The 15,368-nt window shown below is 68.1% G+C and carries 15 protein-coding genes; 7 read left to right on the plus strand and 8 right to left on the minus strand.

Annotated features, from left to right (window positions below; translation table 11 throughout):
* Positions 1-10 precede the first annotated feature (10 nt).
* The gene (locus JK358_RS20595) at positions 11-835 is read left to right on the plus strand and encodes a TIGR03619 family F420-dependent LLM class oxidoreductase (protein ID WP_232851651.1); all 825 of its coding nucleotides are present in this window, start codon (positions 11-13) and stop codon (positions 833-835) included.
* A gap of 33 nt (positions 836-868) precedes the next feature.
* Here the strand turns inward: JK358_RS20595 and JK358_RS20600 are convergent, their stop codons facing one another.
* Positions 869-1,099 carry a hypothetical protein gene (locus tag JK358_RS20600; RefSeq protein WP_201949334.1) on the minus strand — a complete coding sequence of 77 codons (231 nt, stop codon included), beginning with the start codon at positions 1,097-1,099 and terminating at the stop codon, positions 869-871.
* 312 nt (positions 1,100-1,411) lie between these two features.
* Between JK358_RS20600 and JK358_RS20605 the strand changes: the two genes are divergently transcribed.
* Positions 1,412-2,809, plus strand: a complete 1,398-nt coding sequence (locus JK358_RS20605; protein ID WP_201949335.1) for an ABC1 kinase family protein — start codon at positions 1,412-1,414, stop codon at positions 2,807-2,809.
* Positions 2,810-2,818: 9 nt separating this feature from the next.
* Here the strand turns inward: JK358_RS20605 and JK358_RS20610 are convergent, their stop codons facing one another.
* The 3 genes from JK358_RS20610 to JK358_RS20620 all read right to left on the minus strand — a co-directional run bounded on the left by JK358_RS20610 (position 2,819) and on the right by JK358_RS20620 (position 6,368).
* Positions 2,819-4,075, minus strand: a complete 1,257-nt coding sequence (locus JK358_RS20610) for a cytochrome P450 (protein WP_201949336.1) — start codon at positions 4,073-4,075, stop codon at positions 2,819-2,821.
* A gap of 166 nt (positions 4,076-4,241) precedes the next feature.
* Positions 4,242-5,726 (minus strand): glyceraldehyde-3-phosphate dehydrogenase, encoded by a 1,485-nt coding sequence (locus JK358_RS20615; protein WP_201949337.1) that lies wholly within the window; start codon positions 5,724-5,726, stop codon positions 4,242-4,244.
* 105 nt (positions 5,727-5,831) lie between these two features.
* Positions 5,832-6,368 carry a hypothetical protein gene (locus JK358_RS20620; RefSeq protein WP_201949338.1) on the minus strand — a complete coding sequence of 179 codons (537 nt, stop codon included), beginning with the start codon at positions 6,366-6,368 and terminating at the stop codon, positions 5,832-5,834.
* Positions 6,369-6,549: 181 nt separating this feature from the next.
* Here JK358_RS20620 and JK358_RS20625 point away from each other — a divergent pair, with 181 nt between their 5' ends.
* Entirely contained in the window at positions 6,550-6,807 is a 258-nt protein-coding gene (locus JK358_RS20625) for a hypothetical protein (protein WP_201949339.1), read from the plus strand.
* 16 nt (positions 6,808-6,823) lie between these two features.
* Here JK358_RS20625 and JK358_RS20630 read toward each other — a convergent pair whose 3' ends face one another.
* A complete protein-coding gene (locus JK358_RS20630) occupies positions 6,824-8,488 on the minus strand; it encodes a bifunctional 3'-5' exonuclease/DNA polymerase (RefSeq protein ID WP_201949340.1) in 1,665 nt (554 codons plus the stop codon).
* Positions 8,489-8,619: 131 nt separating this feature from the next.
* On the opposite strand from JK358_RS20630, the gene JK358_RS20635 reads away from it, so the two are divergent.
* The 4 genes from JK358_RS20635 to JK358_RS20650 are packed head-to-tail and all read left to right on the plus strand — an operon-like array spanning position 8,620 to position 12,173.
* The gene (locus JK358_RS20635; protein WP_201949440.1) at positions 8,620-9,267 is read left to right on the plus strand and encodes an ABC transporter permease; all 648 of its coding nucleotides are present in this window, start codon (positions 8,620-8,622) and stop codon (positions 9,265-9,267) included.
* Positions 9,260-10,432, plus strand: a complete 1,173-nt coding sequence (locus JK358_RS20640) for an ABC transporter ATP-binding protein (RefSeq protein WP_307817643.1) — start codon at positions 9,260-9,262, stop codon at positions 10,430-10,432. Before JK358_RS20635 ends, JK358_RS20640 begins: the two co-directional genes overlap by 8 nt.
* Positions 10,429-11,208, plus strand: a complete 780-nt coding sequence (locus JK358_RS20645; protein ID WP_201949341.1) for an ABC transporter permease — start codon at positions 10,429-10,431, stop codon at positions 11,206-11,208. Before JK358_RS20640 ends, JK358_RS20645 begins: the two co-directional genes overlap by 4 nt.
* On the plus strand, positions 11,205-12,173 hold the full coding sequence (locus JK358_RS20650) for a glycine betaine ABC transporter substrate-binding protein (protein ID WP_201949342.1): 969 nt from the start codon (positions 11,205-11,207) through the stop codon (positions 12,171-12,173). Before JK358_RS20645 ends, JK358_RS20650 begins: the two co-directional genes overlap by 4 nt.
* An 8-nt stretch (positions 12,174-12,181) precedes the next feature.
* Here the strand turns inward: JK358_RS20650 and JK358_RS20655 are convergent, their stop codons facing one another.
* The 3 genes from JK358_RS20655 to JK358_RS20665 form a co-directional block, all read right to left on the minus strand.
* Positions 12,182-12,454 carry a hypothetical protein gene (locus JK358_RS20655; protein WP_201949343.1) on the minus strand — a complete coding sequence of 91 codons (273 nt, stop codon included), beginning with the start codon at positions 12,452-12,454 and terminating at the stop codon, positions 12,182-12,184.
* A gap of 205 nt (positions 12,455-12,659) precedes the next feature.
* Positions 12,660-13,901 carry an oxygenase MpaB family protein gene (locus tag JK358_RS20660; protein WP_201949344.1) on the minus strand — a complete coding sequence of 414 codons (1,242 nt, stop codon included), beginning with the start codon at positions 13,899-13,901 and terminating at the stop codon, positions 12,660-12,662.
* A gap of 26 nt (positions 13,902-13,927) precedes the next feature.
* Complete coding sequence (locus JK358_RS20665) at positions 13,928-15,361, minus strand: cytochrome P450 (RefSeq protein WP_201949345.1); 1,434 nt, start codon at positions 15,359-15,361, stop codon at positions 13,928-13,930.
* Between the last annotated feature and the right edge of the window lie 7 nt (positions 15,362-15,368).

The raw sequence follows: 15,368 nt of genomic DNA on the forward strand, positions 1-15,368 counted from the left end.
TCCGGTGAGCATGGACTTCGGCGTACAGGCATTGAACATTCAGGACACCACCGGCCCCGAGGAGACGAAACGGCTTGCCGCGCTGGTGGAATCGCTCGGATATCGGTCGTGGTGGGCCTCCGATCATGTGGTGCTGCCGTCACCGCGGGTGGATCCGTCGCCGTCGGAGCCGACCGAGCAGATCATCGATCCGCTGGTGCATTTGAGTTTCGTGGCAGCCGCGACCTCCCGGCTGGAACTGGGGACCGGGGTGGTGATTCTGCCGCTGCGCAATCCGCTGGTGCTGGCCAAGCAGGCGGCGAGCCTGTCGGTATTGAGTGGCGGGCGGTTCCGGCTCGGTGTCGGGGCCGGATATCTGGAGCCGGAGTTCGAGGCGCTCGGCGTGCCGACCGCGGATCGTGGCCGGCGCACCGATGAATACCTCGATGCGATGGACGCGCTCTGGAATACGCCGAATCCGTCGTTCTCGGGCAAGTACGTGTCGTTCCAGGGTGTCGACGCGCATCCGCGTCCGTCCGGTCTGCGGGTCTACGTCGGCGGGCACAGCCGCGGCGCGCTGCGGCGGGCGGTCACCCGTGCGCACGGATGGTTCGGCATCGGCACGGTCGCCGAGACGAAGGCGAACCTCGACCGGCTCGCCGAGGTGGCGGCCGGTGTCGACCGCCCGGCCGCACTCGGCGCCCTCACGATCACGGTGGCGGCCACCGAGCCGCTGACCCCCTCGGTGGTGCGGCAGTACGAGGATCTCGGCGTCGAGCAGCTGATCATTCACCCGGCCTCGCTGCCGGGTTCCATCGACGAGGTGCTGACCACCCACGCCGCACTCATCGGCTGACCCGCCGCACCTGCGGCCTGGCCCCGGCACTGCTCACGAACTGACGAGCAGTTCCTCCCGCAGCCGCGTCAGCGCCCGATGCTGCATGACCCGCACCGTGTCCGGGCTCAGCCCCATCGCGTCGGCACAGCGTTCCACCGTCCAGCCCAACCCGATTCGCACGAAGAGCAGCGTGTGATAGATCGGCCCGCACGCCTCCAGCACCGCGTCCGACAGCGGCCCGGACGAACCGGCGGGCAGGTCGGCGACCAAGGATTTCATCACGATCTCGCCTCCTTCCAACGCTTTTCAGCCTAGGAACGCGGCAGTTCAGCATTGACAAGGCAATGGATAGAGAATCGATAGAACGCACGCCACCGAACCGATCCGGTCGTCGGCGGCCGCCGAGCCCGCTTCCAACCGTTCTCCAACAGCTTGTTGGCCGATGCCGAACCCGCGCCCCGACAGCGTGTGTTGCCGGGGAGTCCGACCATGGAGATTCCAGGTTCTGGGCGGTGGCGTGACCGGCGGACAGTGACGAGTGCGCGGGTGCTGTGGAACACTCACTGCTGAGGGGTTGCTCGACAGTGGTGGGTGATGGTGAATTCGGGTTCCGGGGATGACGCGCAGTGGCGGCGGTGGCGTCGGCGGCCGCGCTCCGAGGGGCAGTTGCCGACCGGGCGAATAGTGCGCGGTGCCAAGCTCGTTCAGTTGCCGGCGGCGCACGCCGGGCGCGAGATCGCCGGGGTGGGGCGCCGGGTCATGGGGCAGTCGGCGGCGCAGGTGCGTGCGGATATCGAGATGCGTACGGCGCAGCATCTTTTCGAGGTGCTGGGCGAGTTGAAGGGCTGCGCGGCCAAGCTCGGGCAGGTGCTGGCGATTTATCGGAAAGCGTTGCCGCTGGGGTTGGGTGAGCCCTACGGGGAGGCGTTGAGCCGGTTGCAGTATGCCGCGCCCGCCATGCATCCGGCGGTCGTGCATCAGGTGCTGGCGCAGGAGTTCGGTGCCGAATGGCGGGCGTTGTTCCGGGAATTCGAGAATCGGCCCGCGGCTGCGGCCACGATCGGTCAGGTGCATCGCGGCGTGTGGTCCGATGGCACACCGGTGGCGGTGAAGGTCATGTATCCCGGTGCGCGGGAGGCTGTCGCGGCGGATCTGCGGCAGTTGCGGCAGCTGTCGGGGATCCTGGGATCGATCTTCCCCGGCGCGGATATCGGCGCGCTGCTCGACACCCTCGCGCTGTGCGTCGGCACCGAACTCGACTATCCGCGCGAGGCCGCCAACCAGCGCGAATTCGCGCAGGTCTTCGCCGATGATCCCGAGTTCGCCGTGCCGCGGGTGATCGCGCACGGCGAGACAGTGATCGTCGGCGAATGGCTCGCGGGCACACCGCTGTCCAAGGCCATGCCCGCCCTCGGCCCCGCCGAACGCAGCCGCCTGGGTCTGCTGGTGCTGCGTTTCCTCAAGACCGCGTACGGTCGCAGCGGCCGTCTCTACAGCGACGTCCATCCGGGCAATTTCCTCCGGCTCCCCGACGGCCGGCTCGGCATCGTGGATTTCGGAGCCTGCGACACCTACCCCGCGCAGTTCGACACGATCATTGCCGAACTCGCCGACGCGCTGTACGGCGGCAATCCCCAGGCGGTCGTGGAAGCCATGCGCCGCAACGGATTCCTGCGTCCCGGTCAGGATTTCGACCCGGTCGAGCTGACCGCCGCCGTCGCCCCGTTCCTCGATATCCTGCTGCTCCCGGAGTTCCGTCTCGACACCGACTGGCTGCGCGAACGCGTCGATTCCGTCACCGATATCCGGCTGTCCAACGTCTTCCGTCACCTCACCCTGCCGCCGGGCCTGGTTCCGCTCGCCCGCGCGGCCGTCACCGGTCTGGGCATGATGTGCCAGCTCCGCACGGTCGGCCCGGTGCGCGACGAATATCTGGCCTGGCTACCGGAACTCGCCGATGTGGTCCGCCGACACGAGTCCGCCGCACGATAGCCGGGCCGCTCAGCTTCGGGTGGGCACCGGCGGCGACGGGGCGAAGGTGACCGGCAGGGCGGTCAGCGCGCGGTGGAAAGGTCCGGGCCGCCAGGTCAATTCGCTGCGGGTGACCGCGAGGCTGATATCCGGGAGCGCGTCGAGCAGCTGATCGACGGCCTCCTGCGCGATGAGGTAGGCCAGCGAGCTGGCGGGACAGGCGTGCGGGCCCGCACCCCAGGCGAGGTGCGAGCGGTTGCCGGCGAAATCGCCGGTGCGGATGGCGGGGTCGGTGTTGCAGGCCGCCATGCTGATGACGACGGGCTGATGCGCGGGCAGCCAGGTGTCCTCCAGGAAGACGGGCTGGCGCGGAAAACTGATGCAGAAGTTGGCCATCGGCGGATCGTCGAAGAGCACTTCGTCGAGGGCGTCGCGGGTGGCGAGGGTGCCGCCGAGCACGCTGTCGCCGAAGCGGTCGTCCACCAGCATGAGCAGCAGGGTGTTCACGATCAGGTTCTGCTGCGGCTCGATGCCCGCGCCGTAGAGGGTGGCGAGCTGATGCACCATCTCGGTGTCGGTCAGGTTGGCGGGGTGGCGCAGCATGCGGGTGGTGACGTCCTCACCGGGTTCGGCGCGCTTGTGCAGGGTCAGTCGTAGCAGCGCGTCGACGAGCAGCTTGTTGCCCCGCTCCGCGCCGACGCCTTCGAAGACGGCCCGCATGCCCTCGGCCGCCTGTCCGGCGATCTCCACCGGGCAGCCGAGCAGACTGTTGAGCACCTGGAAGGCGAGCGGAAAAGCGTAGTCGCGCACCAGATCCGCGGTTCCCGCCGCACAGAACGAGTTGACCAGCGAGACGGCGACGCGTTCCACGGTGCCCTGCAGCCGGTACCGGTCGATGCCGGTCAGTCCCGCGGTATTGGTCTGCCGGTAGCGGGCGTGCTCATTTCCCGCGTTGCGCAACGCGTTCGGCCGCCACTGCATCATGGGCAGCACCGGGCAGTCGGCGGGCACGCCCTCCTGCCAGACGCGGGGGTCGGCCGGGAAGCGGTCGGGATCGTTGAAAATCTGTACCGCCGTGCGATATCCGAGCACCAGGGTGGCGGGTACTCCGGGCGACAGTTCGACCGGGGCCAGCGCGCCGAACTTCGCGCGCATCTCCCGATACGCCAGATGCGGGTCGGCCGCGAACTCGGGTGTGTACATCGGTACGCGCACACCGGATTCGAAGGAGGCGGCATGCGGATCACGGGCCGCGGGAACGGAAACCGCGGGAACTGACTCTGACATCGAACGAACTCCACGCGGTGAACGACATTCCCCCCGCCGAACACCGCACATCCCGGACGTGGAACGACGTCACCTTACCGACGCGTAAGGCCAGAGGTGTGGATTTCGCCACCAATCCGCTGGGCCGGATCGCTCCGGCCCAGCGGCAGTTGATGTTTCGCCGCGATCAGCCGGCGTCGGCGGCGGACAGCACGCGCTCCTCGGCGACCGTGGACAGTGCCGCGGGCAGCGGATAGGTCGGGTACTCGATCCCCGAGATGTACTGCACGGTCCGCACGACCTGGCACGAGTAACCGAATTCGTTGTCGTACCAGACGTAGAGGATGGCGGTGTCGCCCTCGACGATGGTGGCGTTGGCGTCGATGATGGACGCCGCCCGCGAGCCGATGAAGTCGCTGGAGACGACATCGGTGGCGGCGGTGTAGTCCAGGTTGCGGCTCAGCGGACCGGACAGGGAGACGCCGCGCAGGTAGGCCAGCACGTCCTCCTTGGTGGTCTCCCGCTCGAGCTGCAGGTTGAGGATCGCGACCGACACATCCGGCGTGGGGACGCGAATGGAGTTGCCGGTGATCTTGGCCTTGAAGTCCGGCATGGCCTTGGCGACCGCGGAGGCCGCGCCGGTCTCGGTCAGCACCAGGTTGAACGGCGCGGACCGGCCGCGGCGATCGGCCTTGTGGTAGTTGTCCAGCAGGTTCTGGTCATTGGTGAACGAGTGCACCGTCTCCACGTGCCCGCGCAGGATGCCGTACTCGTCGTCCATGGCCTTGAGCGGCGGCACGATGGCGTTGGTGGTGCAGGAGGCGCAGGAGAAGATCTGCTGCGTGACGTCCTGGTCGCGGTGGTTGACGCCGTGCACGATATTCGGCACGTCACCCTTGCCGGGCGCGGTGAGCACGACCTTCGCGATGCCGGGGCGCAGATGCTGTTCGAGCCCGGCGCGGTCGCGCCACTTGCCGGTGTTGTCGATCAGGATGGCGTCGTCGATCCCGTACTCGGTGTAGTCGATCGCGGCCGGGTCGTTGCTGTAGATGAACTTGATGACATTGCCGTTGGCGATGATCGTGTTGTTCTCGGTGTCGACCTTGATGGTGCCGTTGAACTGACCGTGCACCGAGTCCCGGCGCAGCAGCGAGGCCCGCTTCACCAGATCGCCCTCACCGCCCTTGCGCACCACGACGGCCCGCAGCCGCAGCCCGTTGCCGGAGCCGGCCTTCTCGATGAGCAGGCGGGTCACCAGCCGGCCGATGCGGCCGAAGCCGTACAGCACAACATCTTTCGGGCCCGGCGCCTGCGCCTTGCCGCCGATCACGTCGGCCAGGGCGACCGCGGTGAACTCCGCGATGGACAGTCCGCGTCCGTCCACCCGGTAGGCGGTCACCAGCTGGCCGAGGTCGACCTTGCACGGTCCCAGATCCAGTTCGCTGAGCGCCTGCAGGAAGGGCAGGGTCTCGTCCACCGACAGCTCTTCACCCTCGATCTGCCGGGCGAAGCGGTGTGTGCGCAGGATGCTGATGACCGACTTGTTCACCAGCGACCGGCTGTGCAGCAGGATCGTCACACCCTTGGCCCGATACAACGTGCCGATGATGGGAATCATCGCCTCCGCGGCGGCTTCCTGCGCGTTCCAGCGATCGAGCTGTTCGGTATTCAAGACAGGTCCTCGGGTCTCTCGAATTGTGTTCGCCCTTCGATGCTAGTGAGGCCCGAGATTTCACAGAGACCGGATACCCCCTGGTGAGGACGTCCGAGAGCTGCGTCACACGACTTTCACGCCGAGCACCTGGAAACTGCCCGCGCGATAACCGCCCACCAGGCACCCGGTGACCGCACCGGGGCTGATCTCCGGCGGACCGGTCAGGACCTGCAGCATCTTGCCCGAACCGAGCCCTCCGACGATCTTGAGGTTATTGGTCATCTGCTGTCCGAGCGTCCACTCCCAGGACCCGATCACATGGCTGTTCTGTCCGTTGTCCCAGATGACGAGCAGGTCCGCGCGCCCGCCGCGGCTGCCGTAGCAGGTGGCCGCCGGTTCGAAGCTGCTGCCGATGATGGTCCCGACCCCGATATCGGTGGGGCCGCCCTGACAGCCGACCAGGTGCCCGCCGACATTGCTGCCCACCGGCGCCTGCGAACTGCCCGAGTACCCGGGGCCGTTCGCCTGCCAGGTCAGCGTTCCCGCACTGCAGCCACCGGTATCCAAACCCTCGGCTGCCGCGTTCCCGCTGGTGATGACCCCCGCGATCAGGAGGGCCGACGCCCCCGCCGCGCCGAGGGTCGCTCGAAGAATCGACATGTCCCGCACCTCTCTCGTGATCGTCATTGATCGAACTGGAGTGGCAACAACAACATCGTCTTTGGTTCGAGACTAGGCAGCGATGATCTCGTGTGCAATTCGATCAATTGACCATGAGAAGGGTTGAGCGGCCGCAGCCGGGTTATTGCCGAACATGGCAGCCAGGGAGATCTCGATACGGGTGAAGAAGAGCGATTGGCTCGCACTGCGGGACGCGGCCGAATGCGCGGGTATGGGGGTCGAGGCCTATATCGCCTGGAGCGTGCGGCTGCTCGCGCTGCAGGCCCGCGCGGGAGGCGCTGGGCGGCACGGAGTTTCGGCACGCCCCGCACCCGTGCGACGGCGCGCCGCGATTCCCGACGATCCGGAATCGGCGGCGTGGACCGACAGTTTCGCCGAGCGGCTGTCGCATCGGGCCGAGCAGTTCCGCGACGAATGAGCCACGCGGCACGCGCCTACTTGGCGTCGCCGTAGCACTGCACCACCGCCGAGGTGAACGGGAAGCGCACGGGCGTCGGGCCGAAGGCGATCCGGCCCGCGGCGTCGGCCGCCGCGGCGATCATCGCGGCCACCGTGGCGGCTTCCACCTCGGGGCAGTGCACGATCACCTCGTCGTGCTGGAAGAACACCAGTTCGGCGCGCAGCCCGGCCTGTGCCATGGCCTGACGCAGGCCCGCGAGCACCAGCAGCGCCCAATCGGCGGCACTGCCCTGTACGACGAAATTCCGGGTGAACCGGCCCCGCGCGCGGGCGCGGGCGCTGGAACCGTAGTCGGCCGAATCCTCCGGATCGATCGCCTCCGCGGATGCCACCGAGGCCGGGGTGCAGGTGCGGCCCAGCCAGGTTCGCACCAGGCGGCCCTGTTCTCCGGCGGTGGCCGCGTCGTCGACATAGGCGACCGCCGCCGGATAGCGGCGGCGCAGTTCGGCCATATGGGTCAGCGCGTCACCGGAGGTCTGGCCGTAGATCGCGCCCAGCATGGCGATCTTGGCCTGGGCGCGGTCGCCGCCGAAGGCGCGCGCGGCCAGATCCGCGTAGAGGTCCTCGCCGCGCCCGGCCACCTCCATCAGACCCCGATCGCGCGAGATGGCGGCCAGGACACGCGGTTCCATCTGATCGGCGTCGGCGACCACCAGGCTCCAGCCCGGATCGGCGCGGATCGCCTGCCGAACCACCTTCGGAATCTGCAGTGCGCCACCACCATTGGTGGTCCAGCGGCCGGTGACCGTGCCGCCCGGCAGATATTCGGGCCGGAAGCGGCCGTCGTGCACCCACTGTTCGAGCCAGGACCAGCCGTGCGCGGTGTAGAGGCGATAGAGCGATTTGTATTCCAGCAGCGGCGCCACCGCCGGATGGTCGATCTCCTGCAGCTCCCACTTCCGCGTGGAGGACAGTGAAATGCCCACGCGGGCGAAGGCTTTGACGATCTCGGCGGGCAGATCCGGTCGCACCCGCACGCCGTCGCCGAAGGCCCGCGACACCTCCCCCGCCAGCTCCACCATCCGGCGCGGCTCGCCACCCGGAATACGTTCGCCCAGCATGCTTTCCAGCAGTTCCCGATGCACGTCCGCGCGCCAGGGAATGCCGGCGCGGGACATCTCGGCGGCCACCAGCAGGCCCGCGGATTCGGCGGCGAGCAGCAGGCGCATCCGTTCGGGGTGCTCGGTCTTCGCCGTGCGCGCCACCTGGTCCGCGTAAACCTCCAGCAGCGCGGTGAATTCGTCGATCCCGCCCGGTAGCGGCGCCGGGCCGGATTCGAACAGCGAGGGCTGGGTCTCCACCGCGCGCAGCGGGGCGTCGGCGGGGACCGGCAGCCCGTGCAGCCGCGCCCAGGCGGCCGCCAGTGAGCGCGCCTGACCCGACTGCCCTTCCTCGTGCCCGATCAACAGCGCCTCGGCGGCTTCCACGTCGTAGCACCGCTCGACCCGGACCCCGGCCGCCAGCAGCCGCCGGTACATCTCGCATGTCGAGCGCCACACCCAGCGCTCCACCTCGGGCCGGGACCGCACCGCGTCCGCGAGCGAGGCTTCCTCGACCACCGGTCCCGCGGGGCGACCCTCGGTATCGAGCGGACATAGACGCGCACCACCGTCGTCCGTCTCGGTTATCGCCCATCGCATGTGCCAGAGTCTCGCATCAGGCACAGACACATTCGGTCAACCAGGAGTCCGACGCCGTCGTTCGCAATACCGTCCGGGTTGTCCGAAACCGCGCTAGTCTCCCAGGGACCGGCCTGCGGGGAGGTGGGACCCTGGAAACGCTGTGGAACTTCATCGTGCACCGGCGGCATCAGCTGCTGATCGATTCCTATCTCCATGTGTCCGCGGTCGTGCAATCGGTGCTGGTGGCCACCGTCGTCGCGGTCCTGCTCGGGGTGGCGGTGTATCGCAGCGCTCTCGCCTCGGCCCTGGCCACCGCCTCGGCCAGCGCGATTCTCACCGTGCCCTCGTTCGCACTGCTGGGTCTGCTCATCCCGTTCCTGGGACTCGGTGTGGCGCCGACGATTACGGCGCTGGTGCTGTACGCGCTGCTGCCGATTCTGCGCAATACGGTGGTGGGACTGTCGGCCGTGGATCCGACGGTGGTGGACGCGGCGCGCGGGGTCGGCATGAATCGGCTGCAGGTGCTGACGCGCATCGAACTGCCGCTGGCCTGGCCCGCCGTGCTGACCGGCATGCGGGTCAGCACCCAGCTGATCATGGGCATTCTGGCCATCGCCGCGTACGCCAAGGGCCCCGGACTCGGCAATCTCATCTTCTCCGGGCTGGCCCGGCTGGGCAGTCCGAACGCGGTGCCGCAGGCACTGGTCGGCACCGTGCTGATCGTGGTGCTGGCGCTGGTTCTGGACGGGATCTACGTTCTCGTCGGACGTTTCACCACGAGGGGGATCCGTGACTGACAGCGGCGTCGAGATCGTGCTCGACTCGGTCACCAAATACTATCCGGGGCAACCGGATCCGGCCGTCGAGCAGGTCTCGATGCGAATTCCGGCGGGCGAGATCGTGGTGCTGGTCGGCCGATCGGGCTGTGGGAAGACCACCACCATGCGGATGATCAACCGGTTGATCGAACCGAGCTCGGGCACGATCACCATCGGCGGACGCGATGTCACCGCCATGAATCCCGACGAATTGCGCCGGGGCATAGGCTATTCCATTCAGCAGGCCGGACTCTTCCCGCATATGACGGTCGCCCGGAACGTCGCGACCGTGCCGGGCCTGGTGGGCTGGGATCGCAAGCGGATCGCCGCCCGCGTCGACGAGATGCTGGCCCTGGTCGGCCTCGATCCCGGGGTCTTTCGCGACCGCTATCCCCGGCAGCTGTCGGGTGGTCAGCAGCAGCGGGTCGGGGTGGCGCGGGCGTTGGCGGCCGATCCGCCCATCCTGCTGATGGACGAGCCGTTCGGTGCGGTGGACCCGATCACCCGCGGCCTGCTCCAGGACGAACTGCTGCGCCTGCACGCCGAATTGCGCAAGACCGTCGTATTCGTCACCCATGATTTCGACGAGGCGGTGAAGCTCGGCGACCGGATCGCGGTCCTCGGCGATCGCTCCAGCATTCTCCAATACGACACTCCCGCGAGGATTCTCGCCGCTCCGGCCGATGCGACGGTGGCGGACTTCGCCGGGGCGGACGCCTCGCTCAAACAGCTCACGCTGACCCGGGTCCGCGAGGTGGCGCTCGGCGACTGCCCGACCGCCGGCGAGAACGATCCGCCCGATGACCTGCGCGCCGCCCTCGACGACGGTGACTGGGGCCTGGTCCTGGACGCGCGGCGGCGGCCGCTGCGGCGGGTGTCGGCGCCGCAGCTCACGCACGCGAACAGCCTGCGCGACACCGGTTCCCCCGTCGGCCGGACGCTGCCCCTGGAGTCGACCCTGCAGGATGCCCTGGATGCCCTGCTCGCCGACCGCACCGCCACCGCGGTCGTGGTCGGCGAGCAGGGTGAGTATGCGGGCGTCGTGACCATAGACACTCTGGTGGGCCATCTTTCGGATGCGCGCGCCGCAGCGGACTCGCCCGGCCGAACCACCGACAGCGCCGAATCCCGTGGTGCGGTATGACTTCCACGCTGCGCCCCACCGGTGACGCCCGCCCCGCCACCGAACGCCGGGCGGATCGGCTCCGGCTGTTCCTGCAACCGGTGGTGGTGCTCGCGCTGGCGGCGGGCGTGCTGGTGTGGGCGTTCGCCCGCGACCTCACCGCCACCCAGCAGGCGAGCGTGAACGCCGACAATGTCGCCACCGTCACCGGCGAGCACATCCTGATCACCGCGACCGTGATGGCGATCGTCCTGGCCGTCGCGGTGCCGCTGGGCACGCTGCTCACCCGCCCCGGATATCGCCGTCTCGCACCGTTTTTCGTCGGACTGGCGAATATCGGCGCGGCCGCCCCCGCCATCGGCCTGATCGTGCTGTTCTATCTGGCCACCCGCACCACCGGTTTCTGGATCGGGGTCGCGCCCATCGCCTTCTATTCGATCCTGCCGGTGCTGCGCAATACGATCCTCGGCTATCAGCAGGTGGATCGCACGCTGATCGACGCGGGCCGCGGTCAGGGCATGTCGGCGGCAATGGTGTTGCGGCGCATCGAATTCCCGCTCGCCGTGCCCTTCATTCTGGCGGGCCTGCGGACCTCGCTGGTGCTCGCGGTCGGCACCGCCACGCTGTCGTTCCTGGTCAGTGCGGGCGGGCTCGGCATCCTCATCGACACCGGCTACAAGCTGCGCGACAATGTCACCCTGGTGCTGGGCGCGGTGCTGGCGGTGGCGCTGGCGCTGCTGGTCGACTGGCTGGGGGCCCTGGCCGAACGCTACCTCGGACCGAAGGGGTTGCGATGACACCCGTCGCCCGGTTGCGTGGATTCGCCTGCGCCGCAGCGCTGGTGCTCCTGGCCGGGTGCGGTCTGCAGTCCGGTGGCGCGGTCCCGCTGCGCGTCGGCCCCGGCAGTATCGAGCCGGTGCCGGAACTCGACGGCGTCGCGATCACGGTGGGCTCCAAGGATTTCACCGAACAGAACATCCTCGGCTACATCATCGAGTTCGCCCTGTCGGCGGCGGGCGCGAATGTCCGCGACCTCACGAATATCCAGGGCTCCAACAGTGTTCGCGACGCCCAGCTGCACGGGCAGATCGACATCTCCTACGAGTACACCGGCACCGGCTGGATCAACTACCTGGGCAACGAGACGCCCATCCCCGACGAGGTGGCCCAGTTCGAGGCGGTCCGCGACGCCGACCTCGCGGCGCACGGGATCGTCTGGGTGAATATGGCGCCGATGAACAACACCTACGCCATCGCGACCACGCCGCAGACCGGCGTGACCACCATCTCCGGCTACGCCGCCCTGGTCGCCGCGGACCCGAACGCCGCGGCGACCTGCGTCGGCACCGAATTCAACGTGCGCCGCGACGGTTTCCCCGGACTGACCGCCAAATACGGTATCGACGCGGGCCGCGTGCCCAAACAGATCGTTCAGGACGCGATCGTCTACCAGGCGGTCGCCGATGCCCGGCAGTGCCGGTTCGGTTCGGTCGCCGCCACCGACGGGCGTATTCCGGCCCTGGGCCTCCAGTTACTCCGCGACGATCTGGGATTCTTTCCCAAATACAATGCGGCCCTCGTCATGCGCAAGGATTTCGCGGATGCCCACCCGCAGGTGGCCACCATTCTCGCGCCCATCTCCGAATTGCTGACCAACGAGTCCATTACCGAACTCAATCGTCAGGTCGACGTGGATGGGCGTGAACCGGCCGAAGTGGCCCGTGACTGGATGGTGGCCCAGGGATTCGTCAGCGCCCGGTGAATCCGGCGCTACGGATTCGGCTCCCAGCAGGCCAGCGGCGGTCCCGGCGGGTAGAGCAGGGTCCAGCCGATCGCGGCGCCGATGGCCGCGCCGATCAGGGCGCCCGGCAGGGCACTGGCCGTACCGCCGATGACGCCGCCGACCAGTGCGCCGAGCAGGGCGTTGCACTGATGCATCGTCACATCCGGATCCTCGACCGGCGTGACGACGGCGGGTGCGGGATCGACGTTGAGGGGTTCGTCGGCCTGTTGCGCGCCGGCTACGCCGACCGTGGGAATCATGAGGCCGATTGTGATCATCGCGCCTGCTGCACACCGTTTGATTTTCATCGCTCCTTCTTCCCGACCGGTAGAAGTGGCTGTCGAAAAACGAACTCGGCAGTCTTATTCGAGGTACGTCTTATGCGTACCAGATATGATCGACGCTAAACGGTGTTTCAAAAAATTCGTAACCGCCTCGGCGTCGATTCGACATTCGCTCCGAGCGCTAGCGCCTGAGCGGGGCGCGCCAGTCGCCGTGATGAACCGGGCAGCCGCGTCGTGCGCCCCGGCAGACATCGCACGGTTCCCCACCGGCTCGGCCGGTCCCGTCACATTCCTCGCAATCGCGTAGTCCGCGTTGACATTTCGAGCACACAGCACCCTCGGGGGCATCGGCTATCGCGGTCGCCTCCAGCGCGGGGGCGGCCTCCGGGCACGCGGCTCGCGCCAGTCGCAAAGCCGCCCTGGCGGATTCGAGGGTGATCCGGTCCGGATCGATGCCTTCGCGGTCGAACGCCGCTGCCGCCGCGGGCAGGTAGCGATAGCGGTAGGGAATGTTCAGCCGGGCGGCTGCCATCCGGGCCAGTCGCAACGCGGCAATATAGCGGCGGAACAGGCGCTCCTCCCGGGCCGTCCACGACAGGCCCAGTTCGGCCCGCAGGACCGGTTCCAGATTGCCTACGGTCAGCATACGGGTGGCGATGGTTACCACCGGGTCCAGGGCGCGGACCACGGGGCGCAGGCGATCCGGGACGAGTTTCGTCTTCCACAGCCCGGGGCGGGCCAGCCCGATCGTGTACTGGGAGAGCTTGGAGTTCACCAGATCTCGATGCAGGGCATGGTGGAGGTACTCCTCGAATTCGGCGTAGGTGTGCGGCTGGGCGCGGTCGTCCACGCCGAGCATGGAGAACCACTCCTTGGATTCTTCGAAGATCTGCTCCTTCTCCGCGCGGGAGAGCGGTTTCGGGAACAGGCCGAGGTCGCTGGCGCGCAGGATCTGCTCGAAGAAGGTGACGTGCGCCCAGTAGAAGGTTTCGGCGTTGATGGCGTGGTAGGTGCGGCCATTGGGCATATCGCCCTTGATGGACTTGTGGAAATTGCGCACCTGGATGCCGTATCTGCGCGCGGTATCCGGTGCGGCGTAGAGGATTCCGCCGATGGTCTTGGACGAATTGCGGGCGCGCTGGGCGAGCACCTCGTTCGAATGGGAGGAGATCACGACCGAGTGGTCGGAGACGCCCTGGCCCAGTTGCGGCCACATGTTCTCCAGAATGGCGGCGCGCTGGCCCACGGCGGCGGCCAGGAACAGATCGCCGACGTACTTCCAGAGCAGGGAGTCCGGCGGTACCGGGCGTTGGGCGCGGTCCGCGGGGCGCAGGCTGTCGTCGCCGCTGCGCTCGGGGATGCGGGTGCCGGCGTAGAAGACGTTCCTACCCACCACCTGATCGTGTTCGATCATGTCGGTCATTGTTTTCCCTTCCGCCGGGTGCGACCTCACGCCGAGGAAGACCTGGAGACAGATTTGTGTAAACGTTTCATCAGATTGGGCGCGACGCCCCAGCGCACCTCACCGGGCACGGCGGGCGTGACCGGTGCGCAGACCGCGTCGGGATCCCGGCGGCGGACCGTCGCCGGGAATCCGCGGGAAGAGCCGAGCGAGTTCTCGAAGGTCGGCAGGACGTAGCCCGGCGGGATCGTCCACTCGAAATCCCGCAGCAGCGCGTGGAATACGGTCAGAATCTCCATCTGCGCGAAGTACATGCCGATGCATTTGTGCACGCCGCCGCCGAACGGCATCCAGACGCCCCGCTGCTCCGGGTCGTCGCGCCGCTCGATCCGGAATCGGTCGGGATCGAACCGCCGCGCGTCCGGCCAGATCTCGGAATCGGTGTGGTGGCCCCACATGTTCACAATCATGAAGGTGCCCTTGGGAATTCGATGCCCGCCCACGTCGGTGTCGACGACCGCCGTGCGAAACGCCGACGGCACGGGCGGGCGCAACCGCAGCGTCTCCCGCACGATCCGGTCCAGCTCCCCCAGCGACACACGGAGCTCACGACTGTCCAGCACCCGTGCGGCGGACAGTGATTCAGCGCGCGCCCGCTGCTGCCGATCGGGATCCATGGCCAGGTAGTAGGCCATATTCGTCATCGTGATGGTGGAGGTGTCGTGCGCGGCGAACAGGAAGAAGATCATGTGATGGATGATCTCGCTGTCGGTGAAGGGATCGCCGTCGTGCGAGGTCGCATGGCACAGGTGCGCCATCAGATCCGGGGAGCGCACCGCCCGCTTCCCCGGCAGGTACGCGGCGAGGAAGCGGTACAGCGACACCCTTGCCTTCTGCGCACGAACGACATTCCAGTGCACCACCTGATCGAACCATCGGCCCACCTGATCGACGCGCGCGTCGGAGAACTCGCCGCCGACGAAGACCTCCAGGGCGACGCGCATGGCGATCCGCTTGAACAGCACCCGCAGATCCACGCCGTCGCCGACCGGGCACTGGAGGACGGCGGCGCGGATTCGCGGCCCCATCCGGTCCGCGTACTCGGCGATCCGGGTGGGGGTCAGCGCCTGCTGGATCAGCAGTCGATCGTTGCGATGCTCACCGAATTCCCGCTGCAGCAGTGCCTTTCGGAAGAACGGCAGCAGCGCCATAGTCCAGGCCGGCTCGGCCGAGAAGGCTGCCCGCTGGTTCATCGTCACCGCGTGCGCGAGGTCGGCCTCGGTGGTGAGTACGAGTTTGGTGAGCGGCACCCGCAGCAGCGGTCCGTACTTGTGCCGCGCCGGGCCGAACGCGTCGCCCGGGGAACTGCCCGCGAGGATGCGCCAGCCGATCAGGGCCAGATCCCGCGGTGCGACGGCGGGCGCGAGCGGGCGTTGCGGCGCAGCCTGTTCGGGCTCGCCGGGTCGTCGGGTGATCCGCATCGATCCC

This window comes from Nocardia acididurans (assembly GCF_016741815.1).
Lineage (GTDB): Bacteria > Actinomycetota > Actinomycetes > Mycobacteriales > Mycobacteriaceae > Nocardia > Nocardia acididurans.

Bases quoted from the DNA above. Each gene is read 5' to 3' on its own strand.
- JK358_RS20610 (WP_201949336.1), bottom strand. From the start codon at position 4,075: ATGTCAGAGTCAGTTCCCGCGGTTTCCGTTCCCGCGGCCCGTGATCCG.
- JK358_RS20630 (WP_201949340.1), bottom strand. From the start codon at position 8,488: ATGCGATGGGCGATAACCGAGACGGACGACGGTGGTGCGCGTCTATGT.
- JK358_RS20605 (WP_201949335.1), top strand. From the start codon at position 1,412: ATGGTGAATTCGGGTTCCGGGGATGACGCGCAGTGGCGGCGGTGGCGT.
- JK358_RS20650 (WP_201949342.1), top strand. From the start codon at position 11,205: ATGACACCCGTCGCCCGGTTGCGTGGATTCGCCTGCGCCGCAGCGCTG.
- JK358_RS20595 (WP_232851651.1), top strand. From the start codon at position 11: ATGGACTTCGGCGTACAGGCATTGAACATTCAGGACACCACCGGCCCC.
- JK358_RS20620 (WP_201949338.1), bottom strand. From the start codon at position 6,368: ATGTCGATTCTTCGAGCGACCCTCGGCGCGGCGGGGGCGTCGGCCCTC.
- JK358_RS20655 (WP_201949343.1), bottom strand. From the start codon at position 12,454: ATGATTCCCACGGTCGGCGTAGCCGGCGCGCAACAGGCCGACGAACCC.
- JK358_RS20645 (WP_201949341.1), top strand. From the start codon at position 10,429: ATGACTTCCACGCTGCGCCCCACCGGTGACGCCCGCCCCGCCACCGAA.
- JK358_RS20665 (WP_201949345.1), bottom strand. From the start codon at position 15,361: ATGCGGATCACCCGACGACCCGGCGAGCCCGAACAGGCTGCGCCGCAA.
- JK358_RS20660 (WP_201949344.1), bottom strand. From the start codon at position 13,901: ATGACCGACATGATCGAACACGATCAGGTGGTGGGTAGGAACGTCTTC.